This is a genomic window from Streptomyces sp. NPDC014006 (assembly GCF_043088925.1).
GTDB lineage: Bacteria > Actinomycetota > Actinomycetes > Streptomycetales > Streptomycetaceae > Streptomyces.
The window spans coordinates 1179716-1201134 of sequence record NZ_JBICAJ010000001.1; the positions used below are offsets into that span (position 1 = coordinate 1179716).

The 21419-nt window shown below is 72.9% G+C and carries 21 protein-coding genes and 1 pseudogene; 11 read left to right on the top strand and 11 right to left on the bottom strand.

The genetic code is table 11. The features are described 5' to 3' along the window. Positions 1–26 precede the first annotated feature (26 nt). The 4 genes from ACF1GV_RS05385 to ACF1GV_RS05400 all read left to right on the top strand — a co-directional run bounded on the left by ACF1GV_RS05385 (position 27) and on the right by ACF1GV_RS05400 (position 4643). Positions 27–800, top strand: coding sequence for a uracil-DNA glycosylase (locus tag ACF1GV_RS05385; protein WP_391678053.1), 774 nt, complete (start codon positions 27–29; stop codon positions 798–800). Positions 801–1042: 242 nt separating this feature from the next. Beyond that, the gene (locus ACF1GV_RS05390) at positions 1043–1807 is read left to right on the top strand and encodes a nucleotidyltransferase domain-containing protein (RefSeq protein WP_391678056.1); all 765 of its coding nucleotides are present in this window, start codon (positions 1043–1045) and stop codon (positions 1805–1807) included. Between the two features lie 218 nt (positions 1808–2025). Further along, on the top strand, positions 2026–3942 hold the full coding sequence (locus tag ACF1GV_RS05395) for an FUSC family protein (RefSeq protein ID WP_391678058.1): 1917 nt from the start codon (positions 2026–2028) through the stop codon (positions 3940–3942). A gap of 56 nt (positions 3943–3998) precedes the next feature. Continuing rightward, positions 3999–4643 carry a DUF899 domain-containing protein gene (locus ACF1GV_RS05400; RefSeq protein ID WP_391678061.1) on the top strand — a complete coding sequence of 215 codons (645 nt, stop codon included), beginning with the start codon at positions 3999–4001 and terminating at the stop codon, positions 4641–4643. Between the two features lie 401 nt (positions 4644–5044). Here the strand turns inward: ACF1GV_RS05400 and ACF1GV_RS05405 are convergent, their stop codons facing one another. The 3 genes from ACF1GV_RS05405 to ACF1GV_RS05415 form a co-directional block, all read right to left on the bottom strand. Beyond that, complete coding sequence (locus ACF1GV_RS05405; protein WP_391678499.1) at positions 5045–6958, bottom strand: ABC transporter ATP-binding protein; 1914 nt, start codon at positions 6956–6958, stop codon at positions 5045–5047. A gap of 430 nt (positions 6959–7388) precedes the next feature. Then, the gene (locus ACF1GV_RS05410; RefSeq protein ID WP_391678501.1) at positions 7389–7796 is read right to left on the bottom strand and encodes a hypothetical protein; all 408 of its coding nucleotides are present in this window, start codon (positions 7794–7796) and stop codon (positions 7389–7391) included. Between the two features lie 32 nt (positions 7797–7828). Further along, positions 7829–8509, bottom strand: coding sequence for an ATP-binding protein (locus tag ACF1GV_RS05415; protein ID WP_391678063.1), 681 nt, complete (start codon positions 8507–8509; stop codon positions 7829–7831). A gap of 218 nt (positions 8510–8727) precedes the next feature. Here ACF1GV_RS05415 and ACF1GV_RS05420 point away from each other — a divergent pair, with 218 nt between their 5' ends. From ACF1GV_RS05420 to ACF1GV_RS05430, 3 genes and pseudogenes are all read left to right on the top strand, one after another. After that, complete coding sequence (locus ACF1GV_RS05420; protein ID WP_391678066.1) at positions 8728–9588, top strand: helix-turn-helix domain-containing protein; 861 nt, start codon at positions 8728–8730, stop codon at positions 9586–9588. After that, positions 9589–9855 (top strand): DUF397 domain-containing protein, encoded by a 267-nt coding sequence (locus tag ACF1GV_RS05425; RefSeq protein ID WP_391678067.1) that lies wholly within the window; start codon positions 9589–9591, stop codon positions 9853–9855. It begins immediately after the preceding gene. A gap of 107 nt (positions 9856–9962) precedes the next feature. Beyond that, a pseudogene (locus tag ACF1GV_RS05430) lies at positions 9963–10589 on the top strand (SAM-dependent methyltransferase). Between the two features lie 26 nt (positions 10590–10615). Here the strand turns inward: ACF1GV_RS05430 and ACF1GV_RS05435 are convergent. The 3 genes from ACF1GV_RS05435 to ACF1GV_RS05445 form a co-directional block, all read right to left on the bottom strand. Then, a complete protein-coding gene (locus ACF1GV_RS05435) occupies positions 10616–12103 on the bottom strand; it encodes a glutamate synthase subunit beta (RefSeq protein ID WP_391678070.1) in 1488 nt (495 codons plus the stop codon). Between the two features lie 127 nt (positions 12104–12230). Continuing rightward, entirely contained in the window at positions 12231–12710 is a 480-nt protein-coding gene (locus ACF1GV_RS05440; RefSeq protein WP_391678073.1) for a DUF1772 domain-containing protein, read from the bottom strand. 207 nt (positions 12711–12917) lie between these two features. Further along, the gene (locus ACF1GV_RS05445; protein WP_391678075.1) at positions 12918–13613 is read right to left on the bottom strand and encodes a DUF2293 domain-containing protein; all 696 of its coding nucleotides are present in this window, start codon (positions 13611–13613) and stop codon (positions 12918–12920) included. A 162-nt stretch (positions 13614–13775) separates the two neighbouring features. Between ACF1GV_RS05445 and ACF1GV_RS05450 the strand changes: the two genes are divergently transcribed. Together ACF1GV_RS05450 and ACF1GV_RS05455 are read left to right on the top strand one after the other, a co-directional pair. Then, positions 13776–14408, top strand: a complete 633-nt coding sequence (locus ACF1GV_RS05450; protein ID WP_391678077.1) for a uridine kinase — start codon at positions 13776–13778, stop codon at positions 14406–14408. Between the two features lie 145 nt (positions 14409–14553). Further along, positions 14554–14973 carry a CBS domain-containing protein gene (locus ACF1GV_RS05455; RefSeq protein WP_391678080.1) on the top strand — a complete coding sequence of 140 codons (420 nt, stop codon included), beginning with the start codon at positions 14554–14556 and terminating at the stop codon, positions 14971–14973. Positions 14974–15040: 67 nt separating this feature from the next. On the opposite strand, the gene ACF1GV_RS05460 is transcribed toward ACF1GV_RS05455, so the two are convergent. Continuing rightward, the gene (locus ACF1GV_RS05460; protein ID WP_391678082.1) at positions 15041–16168 is read right to left on the bottom strand and encodes a magnesium and cobalt transport protein CorA; all 1128 of its coding nucleotides are present in this window, start codon (positions 16166–16168) and stop codon (positions 15041–15043) included. A gap of 229 nt (positions 16169–16397) precedes the next feature. Between ACF1GV_RS05460 and ACF1GV_RS05465 the strand changes: the two genes are divergently transcribed. Next, positions 16398–17198 carry a methyltransferase domain-containing protein gene (locus ACF1GV_RS05465; protein WP_391678084.1) on the top strand — a complete coding sequence of 267 codons (801 nt, stop codon included), beginning with the start codon at positions 16398–16400 and terminating at the stop codon, positions 17196–17198. A gap of 35 nt (positions 17199–17233) precedes the next feature. Here the strand turns inward: ACF1GV_RS05465 and ACF1GV_RS05470 are convergent, their stop codons facing one another. After that, positions 17234–18196, bottom strand: a complete 963-nt coding sequence (locus ACF1GV_RS05470) for a carbohydrate kinase family protein (protein WP_391678503.1) — start codon at positions 18194–18196, stop codon at positions 17234–17236. Positions 18197–18222: 26 nt separating this feature from the next. Then, positions 18223–19131: a pseudouridine-5'-phosphate glycosidase gene (locus ACF1GV_RS05475; protein ID WP_391678086.1), complete on the bottom strand. Its 909-nt coding sequence runs from the start codon at positions 19129–19131 to the stop codon at positions 18223–18225. Positions 19132–19230: 99 nt separating this feature from the next. Between ACF1GV_RS05475 and ACF1GV_RS05480 the strand changes: the two genes are divergently transcribed. Beyond that, a complete protein-coding gene (locus ACF1GV_RS05480; RefSeq protein ID WP_391678088.1) occupies positions 19231–19659 on the top strand; it encodes a VOC family protein in 429 nt (142 codons plus the stop codon). Positions 19660–19727: 68 nt separating this feature from the next. Here ACF1GV_RS05480 and ACF1GV_RS05485 read toward each other — a convergent pair whose 3' ends face one another. Continuing rightward, positions 19728–20282, bottom strand: coding sequence for a methylated-DNA--[protein]-cysteine S-methyltransferase (locus ACF1GV_RS05485; protein WP_391678091.1), 555 nt, complete (start codon positions 20280–20282; stop codon positions 19728–19730). Between the two features lie 63 nt (positions 20283–20345). Then, positions 20346–21215, bottom strand: a complete 870-nt coding sequence (locus ACF1GV_RS05490; protein WP_391678094.1) for a glycerophosphodiester phosphodiesterase — start codon at positions 21213–21215, stop codon at positions 20346–20348. Positions 21216–21419 lie beyond the last annotated feature (204 nt).

Genomic DNA, 21419 nt, shown 5'->3' on the forward strand with positions numbered 1-21419 from the left:
TCCGGCCCCCGGCATACCGTGGTGCCATGACCCTCAGCGCACCCTCCGGCCTTCCCGAACTCGACCGGCGGGTCGCGGGCTGCCGGGCCTGCCCGCGGCTTGTCGCCTGGCGGGAGGAGGTGGCGCGGACGAAGCGGGCCGCGTTCGCCGACTGGACGTACTGGGGGCGGCCCGTTCCCGGGTTCGGACCGGCCGATGCGCGGCTGCTGATCGTCGGGCTCGCGCCTGCCGCGCACGGCGGCAACCGGACCGGGCGGATGTTCACCGGGGACCGTTCCGGCGACGTGCTGTATCAGGCGCTGTACGACGTGGGGCTGGCCTCGCAGCCGACGGCGGTCAGTGCGGACGACGGACTGGAGCTGTACGGGGTGCGGGTCACCGCGCCGGTCCACTGCGCGCCGCCGGCGAACAAGCCGACGCCGCAGGAGCGGGACACCTGCCGGCCCTGGCTGGTGCAGGAGCTGACGCTGATGCGTCCGACGCTGCGGGCGGTGGTGGTGCTCGGCGCGTTCGGCTGGCAGGCCGCGCTGCCGGCGTTCGCCGAGGCGGGCTGGCCGGTGCCCCGTCCTCGGCCGGCCTTCGCACACGGCGCCAGGGTGACGCTTGACGGCGGGAACGGCCGGACCGGAGTGGAAGGCGGAGGGGGCGGGGAGGATGGAGAAGGTCGGGCACCGCTCCAGCTCTTCGGCTGCTTCCACGTCAGCCAGCGCAACACCTTCACCGGGCGGCTCACTCCCGAGATGCTGCGGGACGTTCTGCGCACGGCGGCGCGGGCAGCCGGGTTGCCGTACGCCGGGTGACGCACCTGGTGCCGCGGTGGACGTGGTTCAGCCGGGCGGATTTCGTCCCCGAACTGGTGCTGCACCGTGGAGCGTGATCTAGCGGCGGAAGTGGCCACCCGTGCCTGATTGATTGCCTCGCCCACCCGTCACACCCCGCGTACGCTGCGCCCGACCCCGATCCCACCCCCCGCAGAGACCGACCTGACTCTGCCCCCCGAGCGCACCCCCACTCCGACCCGTCGCCTGCTGGAGCCGCACCCGTGCCGTCCGTCTCCGACCACGTCTTCCTCGACCGCACCGCCGACCGTCTGGCCGCCCTTCCCACCGTCCGTGCCGTCGCCCTCGGGGGCTCGCGGGCGCAGGGCACGCACCGGCCCGACAGCGACTGGGACCTGGCCGTCTACTACCGCGGCCCCTTCGACCCCGCCGACCTGCGCGCGGTCGGCTGGGAGGGCGAGGTGTCGGAGGTCGGCGGCTGGGGCGGCGGCGTCTTCAACGGCGGAGCGTGGCTGACCGTCGAGGGCCGCCGCGTCGACGTCCACTACCGCGACCTGGATGTCGTCGAGCACGAACTGGCCGAGGCGGAGCAGGGCCGCTTCCGTGTGGAGCCGCTCCTCTTCCACCTCGCCGGCATCCCCACCTACCTGGTCGTCGCGGAGCTGGCCGTCAACCAGGTGCTGCGCGGTGAGATGCCGAAGCCGGCCGCCTACCCGGGACCGCTGCGGCACACCGCGCGCGATCACTGGCTAGGCTGCGCCCGCCTCACCCTCGCCTACGCCCGCGACAACCACGCCCCGGCCGCACGCCTGACGGAGGTGGCCGGTGCCGTCGCCACCGCCGCCGTACAGGCCGGGCACGCGGTGATGGCGGCGCGCGGCGAGTGGGTCACCAACGAGAAGCAGCTGCTGGCACGGGCGGGCCTGCGCGGAATAGACGGCCTGCTGGCCGGCCTTCAACCGGAACCGGGCCGGCTGGCCGCGGCCGTCGCCGGCGCCGAAAAACTCTTCCTGAGCGCACTGCGCTGAACCGGCAGATCCCCGTCGCGCCGTCCCGCGCTCAACCGGCGACGATCCCGACGCATCGCCCTGCGCCCGAGAGGACCGAGCGTCGGCCGGCCGGAACTGTCACCTGGCTGAAACACGACTGTCCTCTCCTCTCCAAGAACGCGATCTACGGTGGGAACACACCCACTCGGCCACCGTCGCCCGAAGGCACACCCCGCCCTCGTCCGAACAGGAGCCCCGTGTCCCGCCCCGCCACCTTCACCCTTCCGCCCTGGCTCGCCCACGCCCTGCGCGCCCAGCGAGGACCGGTGCCCTGGAGCGCGGTCACGCGCGGAGCGCTGACGGCGGGGCCGCTGCTGCTCGGGGCGCTCGCCGCCGGCCGTACGTCGCTCGGTGTCGTCGCCGCCCTCGCCGCCATGTTCGCCGGGATCAACGACCGCCCCGGCAGCCGCCGGGCCTCGGTCGAGCGGATCGGGGTGCCCGCGCTCGCTGGGGCCGCCGGGCTGCTCGTCGGGACGTACGCCGGGCAGTACGCCGGCCCCGTCCTGCTCACCGCCGTGCTCACCGTGCTCGGGCTGTTCGCCGGTGGGGCCAGTGCCGTCGGGCCGGTCGCCTCGGCGGCGGCGACGCAGGTGCTTGCCGCGGCGGCGGTGGGGGCCGGGATGCCGCTGCCGGAGAGCGGCTGGCTGCGTGGGCTCTGCTTCCTCGCCGGCGCCGGATGGCTGCTGACGCTGCGGCTCGCGCTGCCCACACCGGGATCCCTCGCCGGGGACACCCGGCCGGCTGTCCGGCTGTACCTCCGAAAGGACTTCCGGTTCGACGGGGAGCGGGCCGCCGTCGCCCGCGTCTATGACGCGATCGCCGAACTGCTCGACGCGGTCGGCGGACCGCTCGCTCTCTACCGGCGGGCCGCCCTCACCGCCGCTCTGGACCACGCGCAGGACTGCCTGTCCGGCCCCCGGCTGCGGCGGTACGCCTCCTGCGCCGCCGAGCGGCGGCTGCACGCGCAGTACACCGCCGCCCTGCCGCTCGCCGAGGCGGCGACGGCGCTGGCCTGGGCCGGGGAGCCGGTCGGGACGCGGGCCGGTGCGGGGCCGCGTCGGCTCGCGTCCGCGGTGCGGGACAACACCCCCACCGGGCCGCTGCCCGCACCGAGCCGGGCGGAGCCCGCACTGCGTGCGCTCGACAACGCGTTGCTGCAGGCCGCCGAGGTCTTCGACCGGGGGCACGGCACCGCGCTGCACGCGCGGCGGCGGACGGCACGGCAACTGCTGCGGGCCGCCGTCGGCTCCGGCGGGCGCGAGTACGGGCTGCGGGTGGCGGTCTCGTTCGGCGCCGCGGCCGCCGTGGCGCAGGCGTTGCACCGCACGCACTGGTACGGACAGCACAGCCACTGGTACTGGCTGCCCGTCACCGCTGTCTTCCTGGTCAAGCCGGACCTCGGGCCGTTGGCGTCGCGGGTGCTGTGCCGGGCCGCCGGGACGGTGCTCGGGGCCCTCGTCTTCGCCGCGTTCGCCGCCGTACTGCCCCGGCCGGCCGGGCTCGTCGTCCTCGTCGCCCTGTGCGGTGCGCTCGTCCCCGTCGCCGCACGGCACTTCGCCGCGCAGACCGCGGTCGTCACCGTCCTGGTGCTCGGGCTGGTCATGGTGGGCGGCGAGCCGCAGGCGTCCCTGAGCCGGATCGGGGAGACGCTGCTGGCCTGCGCGATCGTGCTGATCGTCGGCCATCTGCCGATGCCCGGGAAGCGGGGCGGCACGGTGCGCGACCGGCTCGCCGTGGCGGCCGGCGCCGCGGACGCCTACCTGATGCACGTCCTCACCGACCCCGGCTCGCGCGCCGTGCGCTGGGCCCTGCGCCGAGAGGCCTACCGCACCCTGTCCGAGGCCCGCACCGCCAGCGCACTCGCCGCCGCGGAACTCCCCCCGCTGGCCCGGCACACCGCGGGCACCGGCGAGGTCGCCACCGTCCTCGAACGCCTCGTCGACACCACCACCGCTTGCGCGGTCCACCTCGACGACACCGGACGGCTCAGCCCGCGACACGAGCGCCGGCTCGCCGAACTCCTCGGCGAACTCGACGAACTGACCGAGCATGACACCTTCGACCGGCGTGCGGTCGCCTCCTCGGTTCCAGAATTTTTCCTCCCGCACCGATGAGTTCCGCACCGACCCTCGGTCACCTCCTGGGAACGGACCGTTGCACAGGAGGGCACATGTCGCTTCCGGAGGTCGTCTCGCGCGAGCAGTGGCGCGCGGCGCGCGAGGAACTGCTGGTCAAGGAGAAGGCGGTCACCCGCGCGCGCGACGCGCTGAGCGCGGAGCGGCGCCGGCTGCCGATGGTGGAGATCGGCAAGGAGTACGTCTTCGAGGGCGGCGACGGCAAGGCGACCCTGCTCGACCTCTTCGAGGGGCGAGACCAACTCGTCGTCCACCACTTCATGTTCGCGCCCGAGTGGGAGGGCGGCTGCCGACGCTGCTCCGCATTCCTGGACCAAATGGGGCAACTTGCTCATCTCCGTGCGAGGGGGACGTCGTTCGCGGTGGTGTCGCGGGTGCCGTTCACCCGGATCCTGCCCTTCAAGGCGAGGATGGGATGGACCGTGCCCTGGTACTCGTCGCACGAGACGGACTTCAACCAGGACTTCGAGGTGACCGTGGAGCAGGGTGACGGCTCGCTCGCCGAGCGGCCGGGGCTGAGCTGTTTCCTGCGGGAACGCGACCGGATCTTCCACACCTACTCGACGCCCGAAGGAGAAGTCGACGACATCGGCTCCATGGGCAGTCTGCTGGACCTCACGGTGCTCGGCCGGCAGGAGGCGAGGGTGCCGGTGCGGTATCACGACGAGTACGAGGACTGACACGCTTCGTACCGGATGCGTGCGGTCCGTGCACGGAATCTCACGGTCCGCGGTGAACTTGTGTCACCTACGTCTCAGTCGGGTCACTGAGCGAGCCGTCAGACCTCCACAGGGCGTTAACTCCTACACGGACAACACTTTGTGGAGGTGCGAGATGGTGAACGGGCGAACCGTGCTCGAACGCTTTCCCGCAGGTGGGCCGCGCGGATCGTGGCCTGCGGAGGAGTTCGCGCAAGCGCGGCGACAGGAGGGCCTGGCGGCCGAGGTTGTCATGGACCTCACGACAGACACATTCCTGGTGATCGTCCGGAGCGCGGACGCCATGGAGTGACGACCGCTCCGCATGGCGACCGCTCCGCAGGACGACCCCTCCGCATGGCGACCGCGCCACATGCCACAGGTCAGCCCGCCCCCGTACTCCTCGGGGCGGGCACCGTCGTCTCCGCGGTCCTCGGGGGCGCCGCCGCCCCCGCCACCTTCACCGTGAACTGCTCCGCCTGGAGCGCGTACAGCTCCGCGTACACCCCGCCCTTGGCCAGCAGCTCCTGCGGGGTGCCGCTCTCCACCAGGCGGCCCTGATCCAGGACGTGCACCAGGTCCGCGTGGCGCACCGATGCCAGCCGGTGCGTGATCAGGACGACCGTCTGCCCCGCGGCGGCCAGGGCGCGGATCTTGTCGAAGACCTCCACCTCGGCCCGGGCGTCCAGGGCCGCCGTCGGCTCGTCCACGATCAGGATGCGCCCGCGCCGGTAGGCGGCCCGGGCGATGCCGAGGCGCTGCCACTGGCCACCGGACAGCTCGTGGCCGCCGGAGAAGTGCCTGGCCAGCAGCGTGTCCAGGCCGCGCGGCAGGTCAGCGACCACGTCCTCGGCGCCGGCCTGGGCGATCGAGGCGGCCAGCCGCTCCTCGGTCAGCGGGGCAGCGGAACGCCCGATGGCCACGTTGACCCGGGCCGTGAACGGCCACCGTTTGAAGTCCTGCGCGACCATCGCCACCCGCTCGGCCAGCAGCCGCCGGTCGGCGCCGGCGGCGTCCACGTCGTCCCACAGGATCCGTCCGGCGTCCGGCCGGTACAGTCCCGCCAGCAGCTTGACCAGCGTCGTCTTGCCCGAGCCGTTCTCCCCGACGAGCGCGACGATCCGGCCGAGGGGGAGGTCGAGCGTGACGTCGTCCAGCGCGGGGCGGGTCGCGTCGCCCGGGTAGCGGAACGTGACGTTCTCGAAGCGGATCTCCCGCGGGTCCTCGGGCAGGGGCACGCCGCCGACCGGAATGGCCCGCTCGGCCGCCTCGACGTACAGGCGCTCCAGGTCACCGACGAACAGGGCCTCCTCGTGCAGTTCGTTGATCTCCAGCACCAGGGTGTTCAGGCTCGTCGAGCCGCTGCGGATCGCGACCACCGCCGTGCCCGCCACCGACAGCGCCATCGCTCCGCTCAGCAGCAGCCCCCCGAGCGTGCCGTACGTCGCCACGGTCGCCAGACCCGTCCAGGTCGCCGCGATCAGCCCGGTGCGGGCGGCGAGCCGGGCGAGGCGGGCCTGCTCGGCCTCCGCCGTCTCCGACATCGCGCGGAAATGGCGCAGCAGGAACGGGCCCACGCCGTGCACGCGGATCTCCGGCGCGGCCTGCGGCTCGGTCAGCAGACCGCTGATCAGGTGCCCGGCCCGGGCGTGCTGCACCCAGGTGTGGAAGGACTCGTAGCGGCGCCGCGCGTTGGTCAGCGAACTCCAGGCGCTCGGCAGGGTCATCGTGACCAGCAGCGGCAACAGCGCCGGATGCAGCACGGTCAGCACGCCGGCCGCCGCGGCCAGCGAGATGACGGCGTTCACCACACGCGTGCCGTACATGATCATCCGGCGGGCGGAGGAGGCGCCGTACTGGGCGGTGTCCAGCAGCTTGTGGAAGGCGTGGTCCTCGATCGCGGACAGCTCCACGTTCGCCGCCCGCTCCAGGTACAGCTCCGTGGCCACCCGCTCCACCTTGGGCTCCAGGCGTCCGGTGGCGTACGTCGACGCCGCGCGCAGCAGCGCCGAGAGCAGAAGTACGGCGGACAGCGCGACCAGTGCCGGGGCGGCGCCGCGCAGGCGTGCCTCCAGCGTGCCGTCGCCGAGCAACCGGCTCAGCACGCCGTTGACCGCCAGCAGACTGACCGCTTGGCCGAGGCCACGGCCGGACTCGGCGAGCAGCACCGTGCGGGTGGCCCTGCGGTCGGCCTGGCGGGCGAGGCGGAGGCTGGAGCCGAGCAGGGCGGGCAGCCGGGTGACCATCGCGCGCAGGTTCAGTTCCAGGAACGCGTCCACGTGCTGGTTCCAGCCCATGTCGTAACGCAGTGGCCCGCCGAACAGCAGGCGTTCCGACTCCGACACCTCACGCTCGGCGGCGTCGCGCTCGTGACCCACATGGCCTCCCCGGCTCCGGTCAGACGGTCACTATCCCGGGGGTGGCGGGAGCGGGGGAGGGCGCAGAGCGGGGGACAGGAGGTGCGGGCACAGGGGCTGCCGACCGGCGCAGCGCGCGGGCGCACGCCGTGCACGTTGATGGGGCGGCCGAGGGGCGCGGCGCGGGGCACACGGGGCGCGCCGATGCGGCGGGCCTCGTCCCACTTCAGGCGGGCGCTGGGCGTCGTCGATGTCGGCCTCGGCCGCCGTGCGCGGTGTGCGGCGCACGGGGGGCGCGTGGATCGTGAGGAGCCGGCCGTCGGTGCGGCGGCAGCCGGAGTTGCGCGGAGTCGAAGGTCCGCAGCAGGCGTTACGCGCTGACCGGGCGCGACCAGCTCGGGACCGTGTCCGTCAGGCGGCACATCGCAAGGTAGAGCGGGATCGGCGGGGTGTACGGAACGGTGTCGTCCGGTCGGTGGATGAGGCCGGGGGCGTGCGGGGCGCCGGAGTCGGGCAGGACCGCGCCGGTGGCGTACTGCGCGGGGGCGGGCCATTCCACCGCGTAGTCGGAGTCGGACGGGACGATCCACCACCAGCGCGCCTCATCGGCGTACACACAGCCGACGCGCGGCAGGCGGGGCAGGAGCAGGGGGCCGAAGCGTGCCGGGACGGCCACGGCGTCGCAGCCGAGCGGGGCGGTCATGCCCTCGGGCACGGTGAGTCGGCGAGGTGCCGCAGGCGTGTGCAGACGGCGGTTGAGCTGGACGAGCGTGTTCATGGTCAGTGCCTGGCCGCGGCCGGGTCCGGCGCTCACGGCCTCCCCCTCTCACGGCCGCCCGGCCCGGCCGCGCGCGAACCGTCCGGTGCGTGGTGCAGCTGCCCGGCGCCGGTCTTCCCCTCATCGCCGTCGCCGTCGCCGTCGTCTCCGGGGCCGGCCGGGCCAGGCTTGGGGCGACTACCCCAGCCCAGGTCGTTGCGCGGCTCTCCGGGGGTGCCCGGCATGCCGGCCTGGCGTGGCACCTCGGCCCACACCAGCAGTCCGGGCCCGTGCTCCTGGGCGCCCCAGGCCCGGCACACGGCGTCGACCAACAGCAGGCCCCGCCCGTGTTCCGCCTCGCCCCGCTGCGGGGCCGGATGCGGGTCGCCTGGCGCACAGCCCTCGTCGCGCACGGCTATGCGCACGGTGTCGTCGTGGTCGTGCAGCTCGCACACCACGCGGCTGCTCGCCGTGTGCACGATGGCGTTGGTGACCAGCTCGGATATGACCAGCGCCGCGGTGTCACAGGCGTCCTCGCCTACCGACCAGCCGGTGAGCCGCGCCCGCGTCAGGCGTCTGGCTCGCGCCGGGGAACCCGGGTGTGCGGCCAGCTCGAACCGGAACCGGCGCCCGGCAGCGCTCCCCAGGGGGTTCGCTCCCGCGGCGGCACCGAGACCGATCGGGTCTGCGGCGGCGTCTGTTCCTAAGGGCGCGGACGGAATCACGCCTGCCACTATCGCCCCGCCGGGAACACTTGGCAAGAGTCACTCTGGAAAGTGCAGAGTGCGATGTGCTGGCTGCACAGGTCATGGCACACTGCTCGCGTCAGCACGTCGAGCGGCGCCAGTTCGGATCGCCGGAGGTCTGCCCAGACCTGCGAATGGATCTCCGAATGGCGCCGCAGGGCTGTCAGCATGCTTTCGTCGGGTGAGCCGCTTGCTGGAGGTGGAGCGTGAGCGAACCGCGGTCCGCGCCGACCGTGGGACAGGTCGTCCTCGGCCGGCGCCTGCTGGACCTGCGGGAACGCGCCGGGCTCAAGCGTGAGGAAGCCGCCCGCATCCTCCACGTCGCCCCCGCCACCATCCGCCGTATGGAAACGGCCGAGGTCGCGCTCAAGATTCCGTACCTCCAGCTGCTGCTGAAGGCGTACGGCGTCGACGACCCCGAGGCCGAGGCCTTCGTGCAGCTCGCCGAGGACGCCAACCGGCCCGGCTGGTGGCAGCGCTTCCACGACATCCTGCCGGGCTGGTTCTCCCTGCACGTCAGCTTGGAGGGCGCGGCGTCGCTGATCCGCCAGTACGAGCCGCACTTCGTGCCCGGACTGCTGCAGACCGAGGACTACGCGCGCGGTGTGCTGCGCTCGGGTGCCATCGGCCAGACCCGGCCGGAGGACATCGAGCGGCACGTCGCCCTGCGCATGCAACGCCAGCAACTGCTCACCCGTGAGGACGCCCCCCGGCTGTGGGTCGTCATGGACGAAACCGTCCTGCGCCGCCCGGTCGGCGGCCCGGCGGTGATGCGCGCCCAGATCGACAAGTTGCTCGAGGCCACGAAGCTGCCCCAGGTGACGCTGCAGGTCGCCGAGTTCTCCGCCGGCCCGCACCCCGGCACATACGGGCCGTTCGTGCTCTTCCGATTCGCCATGCCGGAACTGCCGGACATGGTCTACAGCGAGTACCTGACCGGCGCGGTCTATCTCGACGCGCGCCCCGAGGTGGCCGCCCACCTCGAGGTCATGGACCGCATGGCGGCACATGCTGCGACGGCACATCGCACGAAGGAGATCCTGCAGGATCTCCGCAAGGAGCTGTGAATGGATCACACCACGTCCCCGCGGGTCCGCGCCGAGGGGATATACAACGGCATGCCCGCGCGGGAACTGGGCAGCGAGGGCTGGCACAAGCCGTGGAGCGGCGGCAACGGCGGCAACTGCCTGGAAGCGATGAAGCTCGCCGACGGACGGATCGCCGTCCGCCAGTCCACCGACCCCGACGGGCCGGCCCTGATCTACACCTCCGACGAGATGACCGCCTTCATCGAGGGCGCGAAGGCGGGGGTGGCGGACTTCCTGCTGTCCTGAACCCGTCTGTTGCTTTTTCCCCACTTCCTAATCCTGGTACGAGATCTCGGCCCGCGCTTGATCATTCACTGCTTCCCTCACCACGCCGGACGCTTACGGAGCGCCGTATGACCGGGCGGGACCGCAAGGGCACCGTCGAGATCGACACCAGCAAGCCGCACCCCGCACGGATGTACGACTGGTACCTCGACGGCAAGGACCCCAGCGCATCGCCCCGCGGCCCGCGTCGTCTACTGCGACAACGACCCCATCGTGCTCGCCCACGCCGCCGCCCTGCTGCGCAGCACGCCCGAGGGGGTCACCGAGTACCTCCAGGCCGATGTACGCGATCCGGCCACCCTCGTGGAGGGGGCGGCCAAGGTCCTCGACCTCTCCCGCCCCGTGGCGCTGTCCCTGGCGCGCTGCTGCACTTCGTCCCCGATGAGGACGGCGCGCACGAGCTGGTGGGCCGGCCGCTGGTCGAACTGCCCTCCGGCAGCCACCTGATGATGACCCACGCCACCGCCGACTTCACGCCGGAGGAGTCGGCGGCGGCCACGGCCAAGCTCAAGACCGCCGGTGTCACGCTGGCGCTGTGCTCCCGGGAGGAGTTCGCCCGGTTCTCGGACGGGCTCGAACGCGTCGACCCCGGCGTCGAGGTCGTCCACCGGTGGCACCCCGAGCTCGGGGATCCGGTGCCGGGCCAGGAGGACGGGGTGATTCCGGGCTACGGGGCGGTGGCGCGCAAGCCCTGATCGGCCGGTGATGGCGTTCTTTAGGGTTACGCGGTCATGGGGCGGTCGTACGGGCCGATCGGTGACGTGAGGCGGGTGCTGCCCGTCAGGTGGCGGTCGACCGCGGCCGCCACCGCCCGGCCTTCCGCGATCGCCCACACGATCAGCGACTGCCCGCGCGCCGCGTCTCCGGCGGCGAACACGCCGGGGGCGTTCGTCGCGAAGTCCGCGTCCCGGGTGATCGTGCCGCGCACGTCCACAGCCAGGCCGAGCTGGTCGATCAGGCCGTCGTGCCGGTCGGGGCCCGTGAAGCCGAGGGCGAGCAGGACGAGATCGGCGGGCACGCGTCGTTCGGTGCCGGGCAGCGGACGGCGGTGCGCGTCCACATCGACCAGGTGCAGCCACCGCACGTGCCCCTCCGCGTCCCCGGTGAAGCGCAGCGTCGACGCGGCGAACAGCCGCGCGTCGGCGTGCGCCTCGGGTGCCGTCCGCAGGTCACGGGCCTCTTCGTGGGCGGGGGACAGGCGGTAGGTCTTCGGGTACGTCGGCCACGGCTCGGCGTCCTCGTCGCGCTCGGCGCCGGGCCGGCCGTAGATGTCCAGCTGGGTGACGGAGGCGGCGCCCTCCCGCACCGCCGTGCCCAGGCAGTCCGCACCCGTGTCCCCGCCGCCGACGATCACGACGTGCCGCCCGGCGGCCGACAGCGGTGAACTCCCCAGGTCGCCCTCGCAGACGCGGTTGGCCAGGGGGAGGTACTCCATCGCCTGCTGGACCCCGGTCAACTCCCGGCCGGGCACGTCCAGTTCACGCCACGCGGTGGCCCCGGTGGCGATCACGACCGCGTCGTAGCGCGACCGCAGGTCGACGGCCCCGATGTCCCGCCCGACGGCCGTCGACGTGCGGAACTTCGTGCCCTCCGCCCGCATCTGCTCCAGCCGCCGCTCCAGGTGGCGCTTCTCCATCTTGAACGCGGGGATGCCGTACCGCATCAACCCGCCGAGCCGGTCGTCCCGCTCGTACACGGCGACGGTGTGCCCGGCCCGGGTGAGCTGCTGGGCCGCGGCGAGCCCGGTGGGTCCGGAGCCGATCACGGCCACCGTCCTGCCGGACAGCCGCTCGGGCGGCCGGGGCGGCGCGAACCCCTCCTCCCAGGCCCGGTCCGCGATCGCACACTCGACGTTCTTGATCGTCACGGCGGGCTGGTCGATGGCCAGCACACAGCCCGCCTCGCACGGCGCCGGGCACAACCGGCCGGTGAACTCGGGAAAGTTGTTCGTCGCGTGCAGCCGGTCGCTCGCCGCCCGCCAGTCCTCGCGGGAGACCAGGTCGTTCCACTCGGGGATGAGATTGCCGAGCGGGCAGGCGTGGTGGCAGAACGGAATGCCGCAGTCCATGCACCGGTCCGCCTGCTTGCTGACGATCGGCAACAGCGCCCCGGGGACGTACACCTCGTCCCAGTCCCGCACCCGCTCCTCGACGGGCCGGCGCGGCCAGTCCTGGCGGGGGGTCGTCATGAAACCCTTGGGATCGGCCATGGCCGTCTTCCTCGCGTCGCGTACGACAGGCCGTGCGCCACGGGGCGGCACATCCTGCGGCCACGATACGTCCGGGCGGGCAGGCGCGCAGGGCGGGCGGCGAGCCGTACGGCGGGCGGGTCGGGACTCAGACAAGCGCCAGCAGGTACGCCAGGGCGGATGCCGTCGAGGCGATCGTCCGGACGTGGTTCCACCGCGTCCACTCCCGCAGATACGACGGCCAGTACGCGGCCGCCTCCGGGGTGCCCGCCGTATGCCCCATCAGCGCGTCGTTGCGCGGCACGTTCGCCGCCGCCGTCACACCGAACGCCCCGAACAGATACAACGCGCTGCCCAGCAGCAGCTCCACGGCGCCCTCCCGCGGCCACAGCACGAAGGTGACGACCGCGAGCACCGCGCACACCACCGCCGCCCCGAGGAACACCACCATGAACGCCGGTGTCATCGCCGCCCGGTTGATCGCGTTCATCGTGGCGACGCCCTGCGCGGGCGGCAGCGCGGCGAGCCCGCGCATCACGAGCACGGAGAAGGCGCAGAAGACGCCGGCCATCAATGCCGTCGCCAGCACACCCACCACCACCAGCACCAGGTACGGTCCGTCGATCATGGCTCCCCCACCTCACGTCACGCCGTTGGCAAATGCCGTAGATCCTGCCCGGGCGAACGCCCGCCGTCACCCCCAGCCAAGCGCCACGGCCCGGGCACGCCCATCGCCGAGCCGCGCGCACGCATACGCGAGCGTCCAGGGGCCGGGGTGCCGATCCCGCGGAGGGTGATCCTTCGAGGGCCTCACCCCTCTTGCCTGCAGCGAGCCTCACCCGGCGGACGGCAGCTCCCCGTACCGCCACCGCGCGAGCACCGCCTCCAGGCGGGGCGCGATCCGCCGCCGTGCCTCATGGCGCGGTATCCCGCTCATCAGCAGCCGGTCGTACGGCGTGTCCCGATGCCGCACGGCCGCGCGCACCGCCGCGACCACCGCGTCCTGCGACAGCGCCCGCCCCGCCGCGCTGCGCCCCACCCGCCCGCTGCCACGCACCGAGGCGTGGGCGGCGATGGCCTGCGCCCGCTCGTCCGGGCAACCGGGGAACAACCGCCGGATCTCGGCCGCGAACGCCGCCGTGAACCGCGTGTCCTCGGCCGCCCGCCTTCGAGCGTCCCGCGCCCGGCGCCGCCGCCGCGCCTCCGCGTCCGCCAGGCAGCGCTCCTCGGCCCGGGCCAGCGCCACCTCCTCCACCAGGACGCCCTGCCGCTCGTAGCGCGCCTTGCGCCGGTTGAACCGCACGACCACCGCCGACAGGCTGCTCTCCTCCCGCGACCGACGGGTCAGTGCCGTGTCCCCGCGCGGCAGGAACACCAGATGCCCCAGGTCCGCGCAGTCCAGGCAGCGCGGTACGCCGCTCTCCAGGACGAGCATCGGCAACGGACCGCGCCCGCACGCCGCGCACCGCTTGTGCCGCAACGGCTGGACGACGACGAGGCCCGGACCGGTCGGGGGAGTCGCGGAAGACATACCCGGTTCATGCCCACCACCGGGCCCGACGCCACCCGGGTGCGAGCGCTGCGCGGGCCTGGCGCGCGTGCCGCACGGCATGCGCGAGCGCGCTGCCTTCGGTGCCGTCGTCCGCACGGGGACCCGCGCAGCGGTGGTGGCCGGTGCCGCATCATGGGCCCTGTGCGACTCGAAGCGATCACCTGGGACCTGCTCGCCGACCGGCTCGCGGAGCGGCTGCTCGACCTGACCCCGGCCGACGGCGGTCCTTGGCCGCGGATCGCCTTCGACGGCGCCCCGGCCGCCCGCCCGGGCGACCTCGCCGAGCGCGTGAGTCAGGCGCTGCGGGTCCGCGGCCGCCCCTCCCTCGTCGTCGGCACCGAGGGCTTCCTGCGCCCCGCGTCGCTGCGTCTGGAGTACGGCCGGCATGACCTGGAGGCGTACTACGACGGCTGGTTCGACACCAAAGCCCTGTGGCGTGAGGTGTTCGGACCGCTCGAACCCGGCGGCAACGGACGCGTGCTGCCGGACCTGTGGGACCCGGTCACCGACCGCGCCACCCGCAGCCCCTACGTCCGGCTTCCGCCGGGTGCGGCGTTGTTGCTGCACGGTCCTCTCCTCCTTCGGCACTGGTTCCCCTTCGATCTCACCGTCCACGTCCTCCTCTCCCCGGGGGCGCTGCGCCGCCGTACCCCGGAGGCCGAGCACTGGACGCTCCCCGTCTACGAGCGCTACGCCGAGGAGACCGACCCGGCCGGCACCGCCGACGTCCTGGTACGCGCCGACGACCCACGACACCCGGCGTGGAGCGGGTGAGCACCGCACCGGCACCGGACGGGTCGCGCGGGGGCGCGCCGGGTGGTCGAAGGTGCGGCGCGCGGCCGGCGCGGAGAGAATGGACGACGCCGAGACCGCGGTGCGTCCCGCGCCGCGCCGGCCGTCCGGCTCAGGGAGGTACTCCATGACCACTGCCGGAGACATCATGCACCGAGGTGCCCAGTGGATCCCCGCCCATGAAACCCTCGACCGCGCCGCCCAGCTGATGCGCGAACTCAACGTCGGTGCCCTGCCCATCAGCGACGAGAACGAGCGGCTGTGCGGCATCCTCACCGACCGCGACATCGTCGTCGGCTGCGTGGCCATGGGCCACGACCCCGCCCGTGTCACGGCCGGTGACCTGGCCAAGGGGACCCCCCGCTGGATCGACGCGAACGCCGACATCAGCGAGGTCCTGCGCGAGATGCAGCAGCACCGCATCCGCCGGCTCCCCGTGATCGACAACAAGCGGCTGGTCGGCATGATCAGCGAGGCCGACCTCGTCCGGCACCTGTCCGACGGGCAGATCGCGTCCTGGGCCGAGAGCGTCTACGCCCGCGGGTGAGCGGTCCCGCTCGTCACCGGCCGGCAGGCCGCCCCTCCCCGTCCGCAGCGCGCCGCGGCGGCCGCCGTCACAGCCAGCCGTTGCGCCGGAAACCCCGGTACAGCGCCATGCAGGCGACGGATATCACTGCGATGACCAGCCCGTAGCCGAACCTCCAGTGCAGCTCCGGCATGTGGTCGAAGTTCATGCCGTACACGCCGCACACCATCGTCGGTACGGCGATCACCGCGGCCCATGCCGTGATCTTCCGCATGTCCTCGTTCTGCGCGACGGTGACCTGCGCGAGGTGCGCCTGGAGGATCGAGTTCAGTAGCTCGTCGAAGGCGGCGATCTGCTCCGTGGCACGCAGCAGATGGTCGGAGACATCCCGGAAGTAGGCCTGTATCTCCGGCTCGATCACCCGCATCGGCTGGTCCGCGAGTTCCAGCAGCGGCCGGCCGAGCGGCACCACGGCCCGCTTCAGCTCCAGCAGCTCGCGCTTGAGCTGGTAGATGCGTCCCGGATCGACCCGTGCACCGGTTTCGGCGAACACCTCCGTCTCCACCTGGTCGATGTCCGCCTGCACGGAGTCGATGACGCCGAGATAGTCGTCGACGACATGGTCCGCGATCGCGTGCAGCACCGCGGACGGCCCCTTGGCGAGCTGCTGCCGATCGGCCTCCAGCCCCTCGCGCACCGGGCCCAGCGAGCCGTGCCGGCCGTGCCGCACCGTGATGACGAAGTCCGGTCCGACGAACGCCATGATCTCCCCGGTGTCGACCACCTCGCTGGTCGCCGTGAGCTGCTCGTGCTCGACGTAGCAGACCGTCTTGAACACCGCGAAGAGCACGTCGCCGTACCGCTCGACCTTGGGGCGCTGATGCGCCTCGACCGCGTCCTCCACCGCCAGCGGGTGCAGGTCGAACAGCTCGGCGATGCCCGCGAATTCCTGGTCCGTCGGCGCGTGCAGACCGAGCCAGACGAAGCCGTCCCCGCTCTTGCGTACCTGCCGCACGGCCTCCACCAGATCCCCGGCGGCCGGCGCGCGCACTCCGCCGAGGTACGTCACGCAGTTGACCACCGAGGAACCGAGCGGGGAGCGCGCCGGATGACTCAGGTCCACCTTCGGCCGCCGCCGGGCCAGCCGCGCCACTCCGCGCAACCCGCCGACCCTGCCCAACCCCGTGACCTTCCGCAGATTCCCTGCCATCGACATACGGATCTCCTCGTGTGGATCTCCCCGCGCCGCATCGCCGCGCCCCCTGCCGGCACGAGGACCGCGCCGGAGCCGCCAGTCTGCCAGTCCGCCTCGACAGGCGGGCGGGCCTGTGGGAGGACGAAATTCCGCTTGGTTCCCGCCTGTGGACAACGAGCTGCACGGCCGCGCGCCCGGTACCCGAGCGTCGACCGCTCCGTTCGGGCCGGACGACTGGGATGATCCCGGCATGACGCGAACCGACGGCGACGGCTACCTCCTGGACAACCGGCAGAGCGAGGCGGCGGAGCGCTTCGACGCCTTCACCGATCTCTTCGACCCCGTCACGTTCCGGCACCTGGAGCGGCTCGGCGTCGGGCCCGGCTGGCGCTGCTGGGAGGTCGGCGCCGGTGGCACCTCCGTCGTCTCCTGGCTGGCCAAGAAGGTCGGCCCGACCGGCAGGGTCGTCGCGACCGACATCGACACCACCCGGCTCGCCGCCGCGGCCCGGCCCCCGGTGGAGGTCCGCGTCCACGATGTGGGCGCCGAGGAACCGCCGGGGCACGGCTTCGACCTCGTCCACGCCCGTCTCGTCCTGGTGCATGTCCCGGACCGGGAACGGGCCTTGGCGGCGATGGTGCGGGCCCTGCGCCCCGGCGGGCGGCTGCTGATCGAGGACGCCGACCCCGCCCTGCAACCGCTGGTCTGCCCCGACGAGCACGGCCCCGAGCAGCGACTGGCCAACCGGCTGCGCCAGGGCTTCCGCTCCCTGCTGGCCGACCGCGGCGCCGACCTGGCCTACGGACGCAAACTTCCGCGTCTGCTGCGCGAGGCGGGTCTGCGGCAGGTCGAGGCGGACGCCTACTTCCCGCTCACCTCGCCCGCCTGCACCGCCCTGGAGGCCGCCACCGTCCGCCAGATCCGCTCCCGGCTCGTCGAGGCCGGGCTCGCCACGGACGAGGACATCGACCGCCATCTGGCCAACGTCGCCTCCGGCACCATGGACCTGGCGACGGCTCCGATGATTTCCGCATGGGGGCGCACGGCGTAACGCCTCCGTCGGCAGGAGCCTGGCCTGGCGCGCCGTCAGACGGGCCGGCCGGGGCGGCCGCCCACCTGGGTCACCGCGAGCGCGCCCGCCCGGCAGCCCTCCGCCGCCGCGTCCCGCGGGTCGGCACCGGACAGCACAGCGGCGAGGAAACCGCCCGTGAAGGCGTCCCCGGCGCCGGTGGTGTCCACCGCCGTGGCCGGGAACGCCGGAACCCGGGCGCACACGACGCCCGACCTGGCCACCAACGCCCCCCGGACACCCGACGTGGCCACCACGAGCGGGACCCGGCGGCTGAGCTCGGCCGCCGCTTCGGCCGCGTCGGACAACCCGGTGAGCAGGCACGCCTCGTCCCGGCTGGGCAACAGGACATCGATCCCCTCCACCAGCGTCAGGAACCGGTCCACGCCCAACTCCGTGAGGAACCCGGCCGACGCGGGATCCACGCTGACCGGCACGCCCCGCGCGCGTGCAGCGTCCAGAGCGGCGGCCACCAGTCCGCGGCTCGGCTCGGAGAACAGCAGGTAGCCCGACAGATGCAGCCACGCCACACCGTCCAGCAGGGCGTCCGACCAGTCACCGCGATCCAGGCGCAGGGAGGCGCCACTGTCGGTGAGGAAGGTCCGCTCCGCCGCGGCCGCGGTGTCCACGAGGCAGATCACCGTCCCGGTCGGTGCCTGGGGATCGACGACCAGCTGCGGTCGTACCCCGCACGCCTGGAGTTCCCGCGCGTGCCACTCCGCCGTGTCCGCCCCGACGCGGCCGAGCAGCCGCACGTCGTGCCATCCCCAACGGGACGCCCAGCAGGCCGCGTTGGCGCCGGCGCCGCCGGGCACGATCCGGATCGCGGCGGCCGTGTCGGTGCCACGTGTCGGTGCCCCGCGGTGCCGGGCGACGACGTCCGTCACCACGTCGCCCACGACCAGCAGCCCACCCGGCCCTGCCGGCCCGCGGCTGCCGTGCCCCGATCCGCCCCCGTCCGCCCGGTCCGTCTCGCCCACGCCCCCGTCCGTCCGGTCCGTCCCGCTCACGCCCCCGTCCACGCCGCCGCGATGCGCGCCGCCAGTCGTACGTTGCCGCGCACCGCCGCGAGGTTGGCGCTCAGCGAGGCGCCGTCGGTGTGCCGCACCAAGTAGTCGAGCAGGAACGGCGTGACCGTCTGCCCGGTGACGCCCTCCGCCTCGCACGCGTGCAGCGCCTCGGCCAGCACACGCGCATGCAGCTGCGGATTCAGCTGCTCCGCCTCGGGCACCGGGTTGGCGACGATCAGCGCGGACTCCTGCGCTGCGAGGGCGTCCTGCGCCCGCATCACGGCGGCCACCTGCTCGGGCGTGTCCAGCCGCCAGTCCACGGGATGGCCGGAGTCGGACAGATAGAAGCCGGGGAAGCGGTCCGTGCCGTACCCGGCCACCGCCACGCCCAGTGTCTCCAGCCGCTGCAGCGTCGCCGGGACGTCCAAAATCGACTTCACGCCCGCGCACACCACCGTGATCCGCGTCCGGGCCAGCAGCCCCAGGTCGGCGGACTCGTCCTGGGTGAGAGTCCACTGCCGGTGCACGCCGCCGAGCCCGCCCGTGGCGAACACCCGCAGGCCGGCCAGCGCCGCGAGCTGGGCGGTCGCCGACACCGTGGTCGCCCCGCTCACCCCCGACGCCACGGCGAGCGGCAGGTCACGGTGGCCCAGCTTGCGGATGCCGTCCTCGTTCGCGACCCGCTCCAGCTGCTCCTTGTCCAGGCCGACGAGCGGGGTGCCGTCCAGGACGGCGATCGTCGCCGGCACCGCGCCTTCCTGCCGTACGGCGGCCTCCAGCTCCAGCGCCACCTGCAGATTGCGCGGCCGTGGCAGCCCGTGCGCGATGATCGTGGACTCCAGCGCCACCACCGGTCGACCCGCGGCGAGCGCCTCACGCACCTCTTCGGACACCACCAGCACCACGGCTTCAGCCTCCTGTCTGTCGCTCCTGCCTCATCTCTGGCGGGCGGCGGCCCCGGCCAAACCCTTGCGACGGCCGAGGACGACGATCAACCTGGACGCATGACGGACAACTCGCCACGTCTCGACCATGTCGTCGTCTGGGTGCGCGACCCGGTCGCCGCGGCAGACTTCTACGAGAAGGCGGTCGGCCTGGCGCCGGTCCGGCTCGCCGAGTTCTGCGACGGTCGGGCGCCCTTTCCCTCCGTACGGGTCAACGAGGAGACGATCATCGACCTGATGCCGCTGAGCACGGCCCAGCGGATGACGATGCTGCCCGGCGCCGCGGACAGCGCGGGCCACCCGGTGAACCACATCTGCCTGTCCCTGACCCGGGACGCCTTCGACGCCCTGCGCGCACGTCTTCATGAAGGCGCCGTCCCGGCGTCCGACCTCGCTCACGACTCCTTCGGCGCCCGCGGCGCGGCCCGTCGCAGCTTCTACTTCCGCGACCTGGACGGCAACATCTTCGAGGCCCGGCACTACGACTGAGCCGGGACCCGCAGTCTGAAACACCGGCGCCCCAGCCGTCTGCCGCCTCAGAACAGCGGCTCGGGCCCTCAGAACAGCGGCTCGGGCAGCACTCCTTCCCATGCGAGCAACCGGCGCTTGGTCTCCAGCCCACCCCCGAAACCGCCGATCCCGCCGTCGCTCTCCACCACTCGGTGGCAGGGCACCACGACCGGCAGTGGATTGGCCCCCATCGCCATCCCGACCGCCTGGGCCGCGCCCGGCTGGCCGACCCGGCGGGCCAGGTCGCCGTACCCGACGACCGTTCCATAGGGCACGCCCTCGGCCAGCTCGCGCAGCACCTGGCGGTTGAAACCTGAGATCAGCGACCAGTCCAGGGGCAGTGCGAAGGCCCGTCGGGTACCGGAGAAGTACTCCTCGATCTGGCGTATCGCCTCGGTCAGCAGCGGCGAACCGGGCGCCTCGACGGGCTCGGCGCCCAGCCGGTCCGCGAGGCGCTCCAGCGCCCGGTCTCGGACCGCCTCCCTCGCGTGGAACACGACGCTGACCAGGCCCTCACCGGTCGCGGCCAGCAGCAGCGGGCCGATGTCGGTGTCCATGACGGCCCACACGACCCGCTGCTCGTCACCCCCATGGCTGTTCATGCGACCACGGTACGACCCGCCACTGACAACGCCGCGCGGAGCAACCTCGGCGGCCCGGTCCCGCTACCCTTCCAGCGCCTCGCGCACTACGTCGGGCTTGTTGGAGATGACGCCGTCCACGCCGTACCCGGCGGCCTTGCGGGCGCTGTCGGCGTCGTCGACGGTCCAGGTGGAGACCTCCAGCGGCTTGCCGTGCGCGCCGAGGAGAGCGTGGACGGCGTCGACGTAGGTCGTGGAGAGGGAGCTGAACGTCGGGTTGATCTCGTCGACGAAGCCCGCGTAACCCGGCAGGTCCGCCACGTTTGGGGTGCCGAGGAACCCGGTCTTCACCGCCGGCTTCAGCTCATGCACCGTGCGCACGCTGTCCGCGCTGAAGCTCTGGATGATCAGGCGGTCCGTCAGATGCGGCGCGTCGAGCCAGCCCTCGTTGGCCAGGATCTTGAGGGTCTGCCGCTCGATGCCCGGGTAGAGCTCCGGATTCTTCAGTTCCAGCAGCAGACGCTCATGGTTGTGCTCGACCCGGCGCATGTACTGAGCCAGCGTCGGCACGCGCGTGCCACTGAACTCGGGGCCGAACCAGCTGCCCGCGTCCAGACGGGCGATCTCGGCGGCGGTGAAGTCCTTCACCTTCCAGGGCGCGCGGTCGGGGTAGAGCTCCTCGACATTGGTGGTGCGCTTGAGGCTGTCGTCGTGGATCACGACGAGCTTGCCGTCCTTGGTGCGCTGGACGTCGTTCTCCACCCAGCGCAAACCGAGCGCGGCCGCCTTGTCGATGGCGGGCAGGGTGTTCTCGGGGGCGTAGGCCGAGGCGCCGCGGTGCGCGATGACCACGGGGGGCTCGTTGGGGGCGGCATGGGTGCCGGATGCGGTGAACAGGAGGATGGCGCTGGCCAGGAGCGCGGTGGTCGTGGCGGCAAGTGCGCGCGCGTGCATGCGGACTCCTCGCGTCGGACGATCACAGATGACGATCACAGACAGCTCAACTCTGACAGCAGAGCGTCAGCGACGGAGGAACGCAGAATGGCCACAAAATGAATGGAGTTGCTCAAGTCCGCTCACCGCGGGCGCACATCTGAGGTAAGGGCGTGTTTCTTTGCCGGAAAATCGTTCGACCATTCCGGTGGGGGCCATACTCTC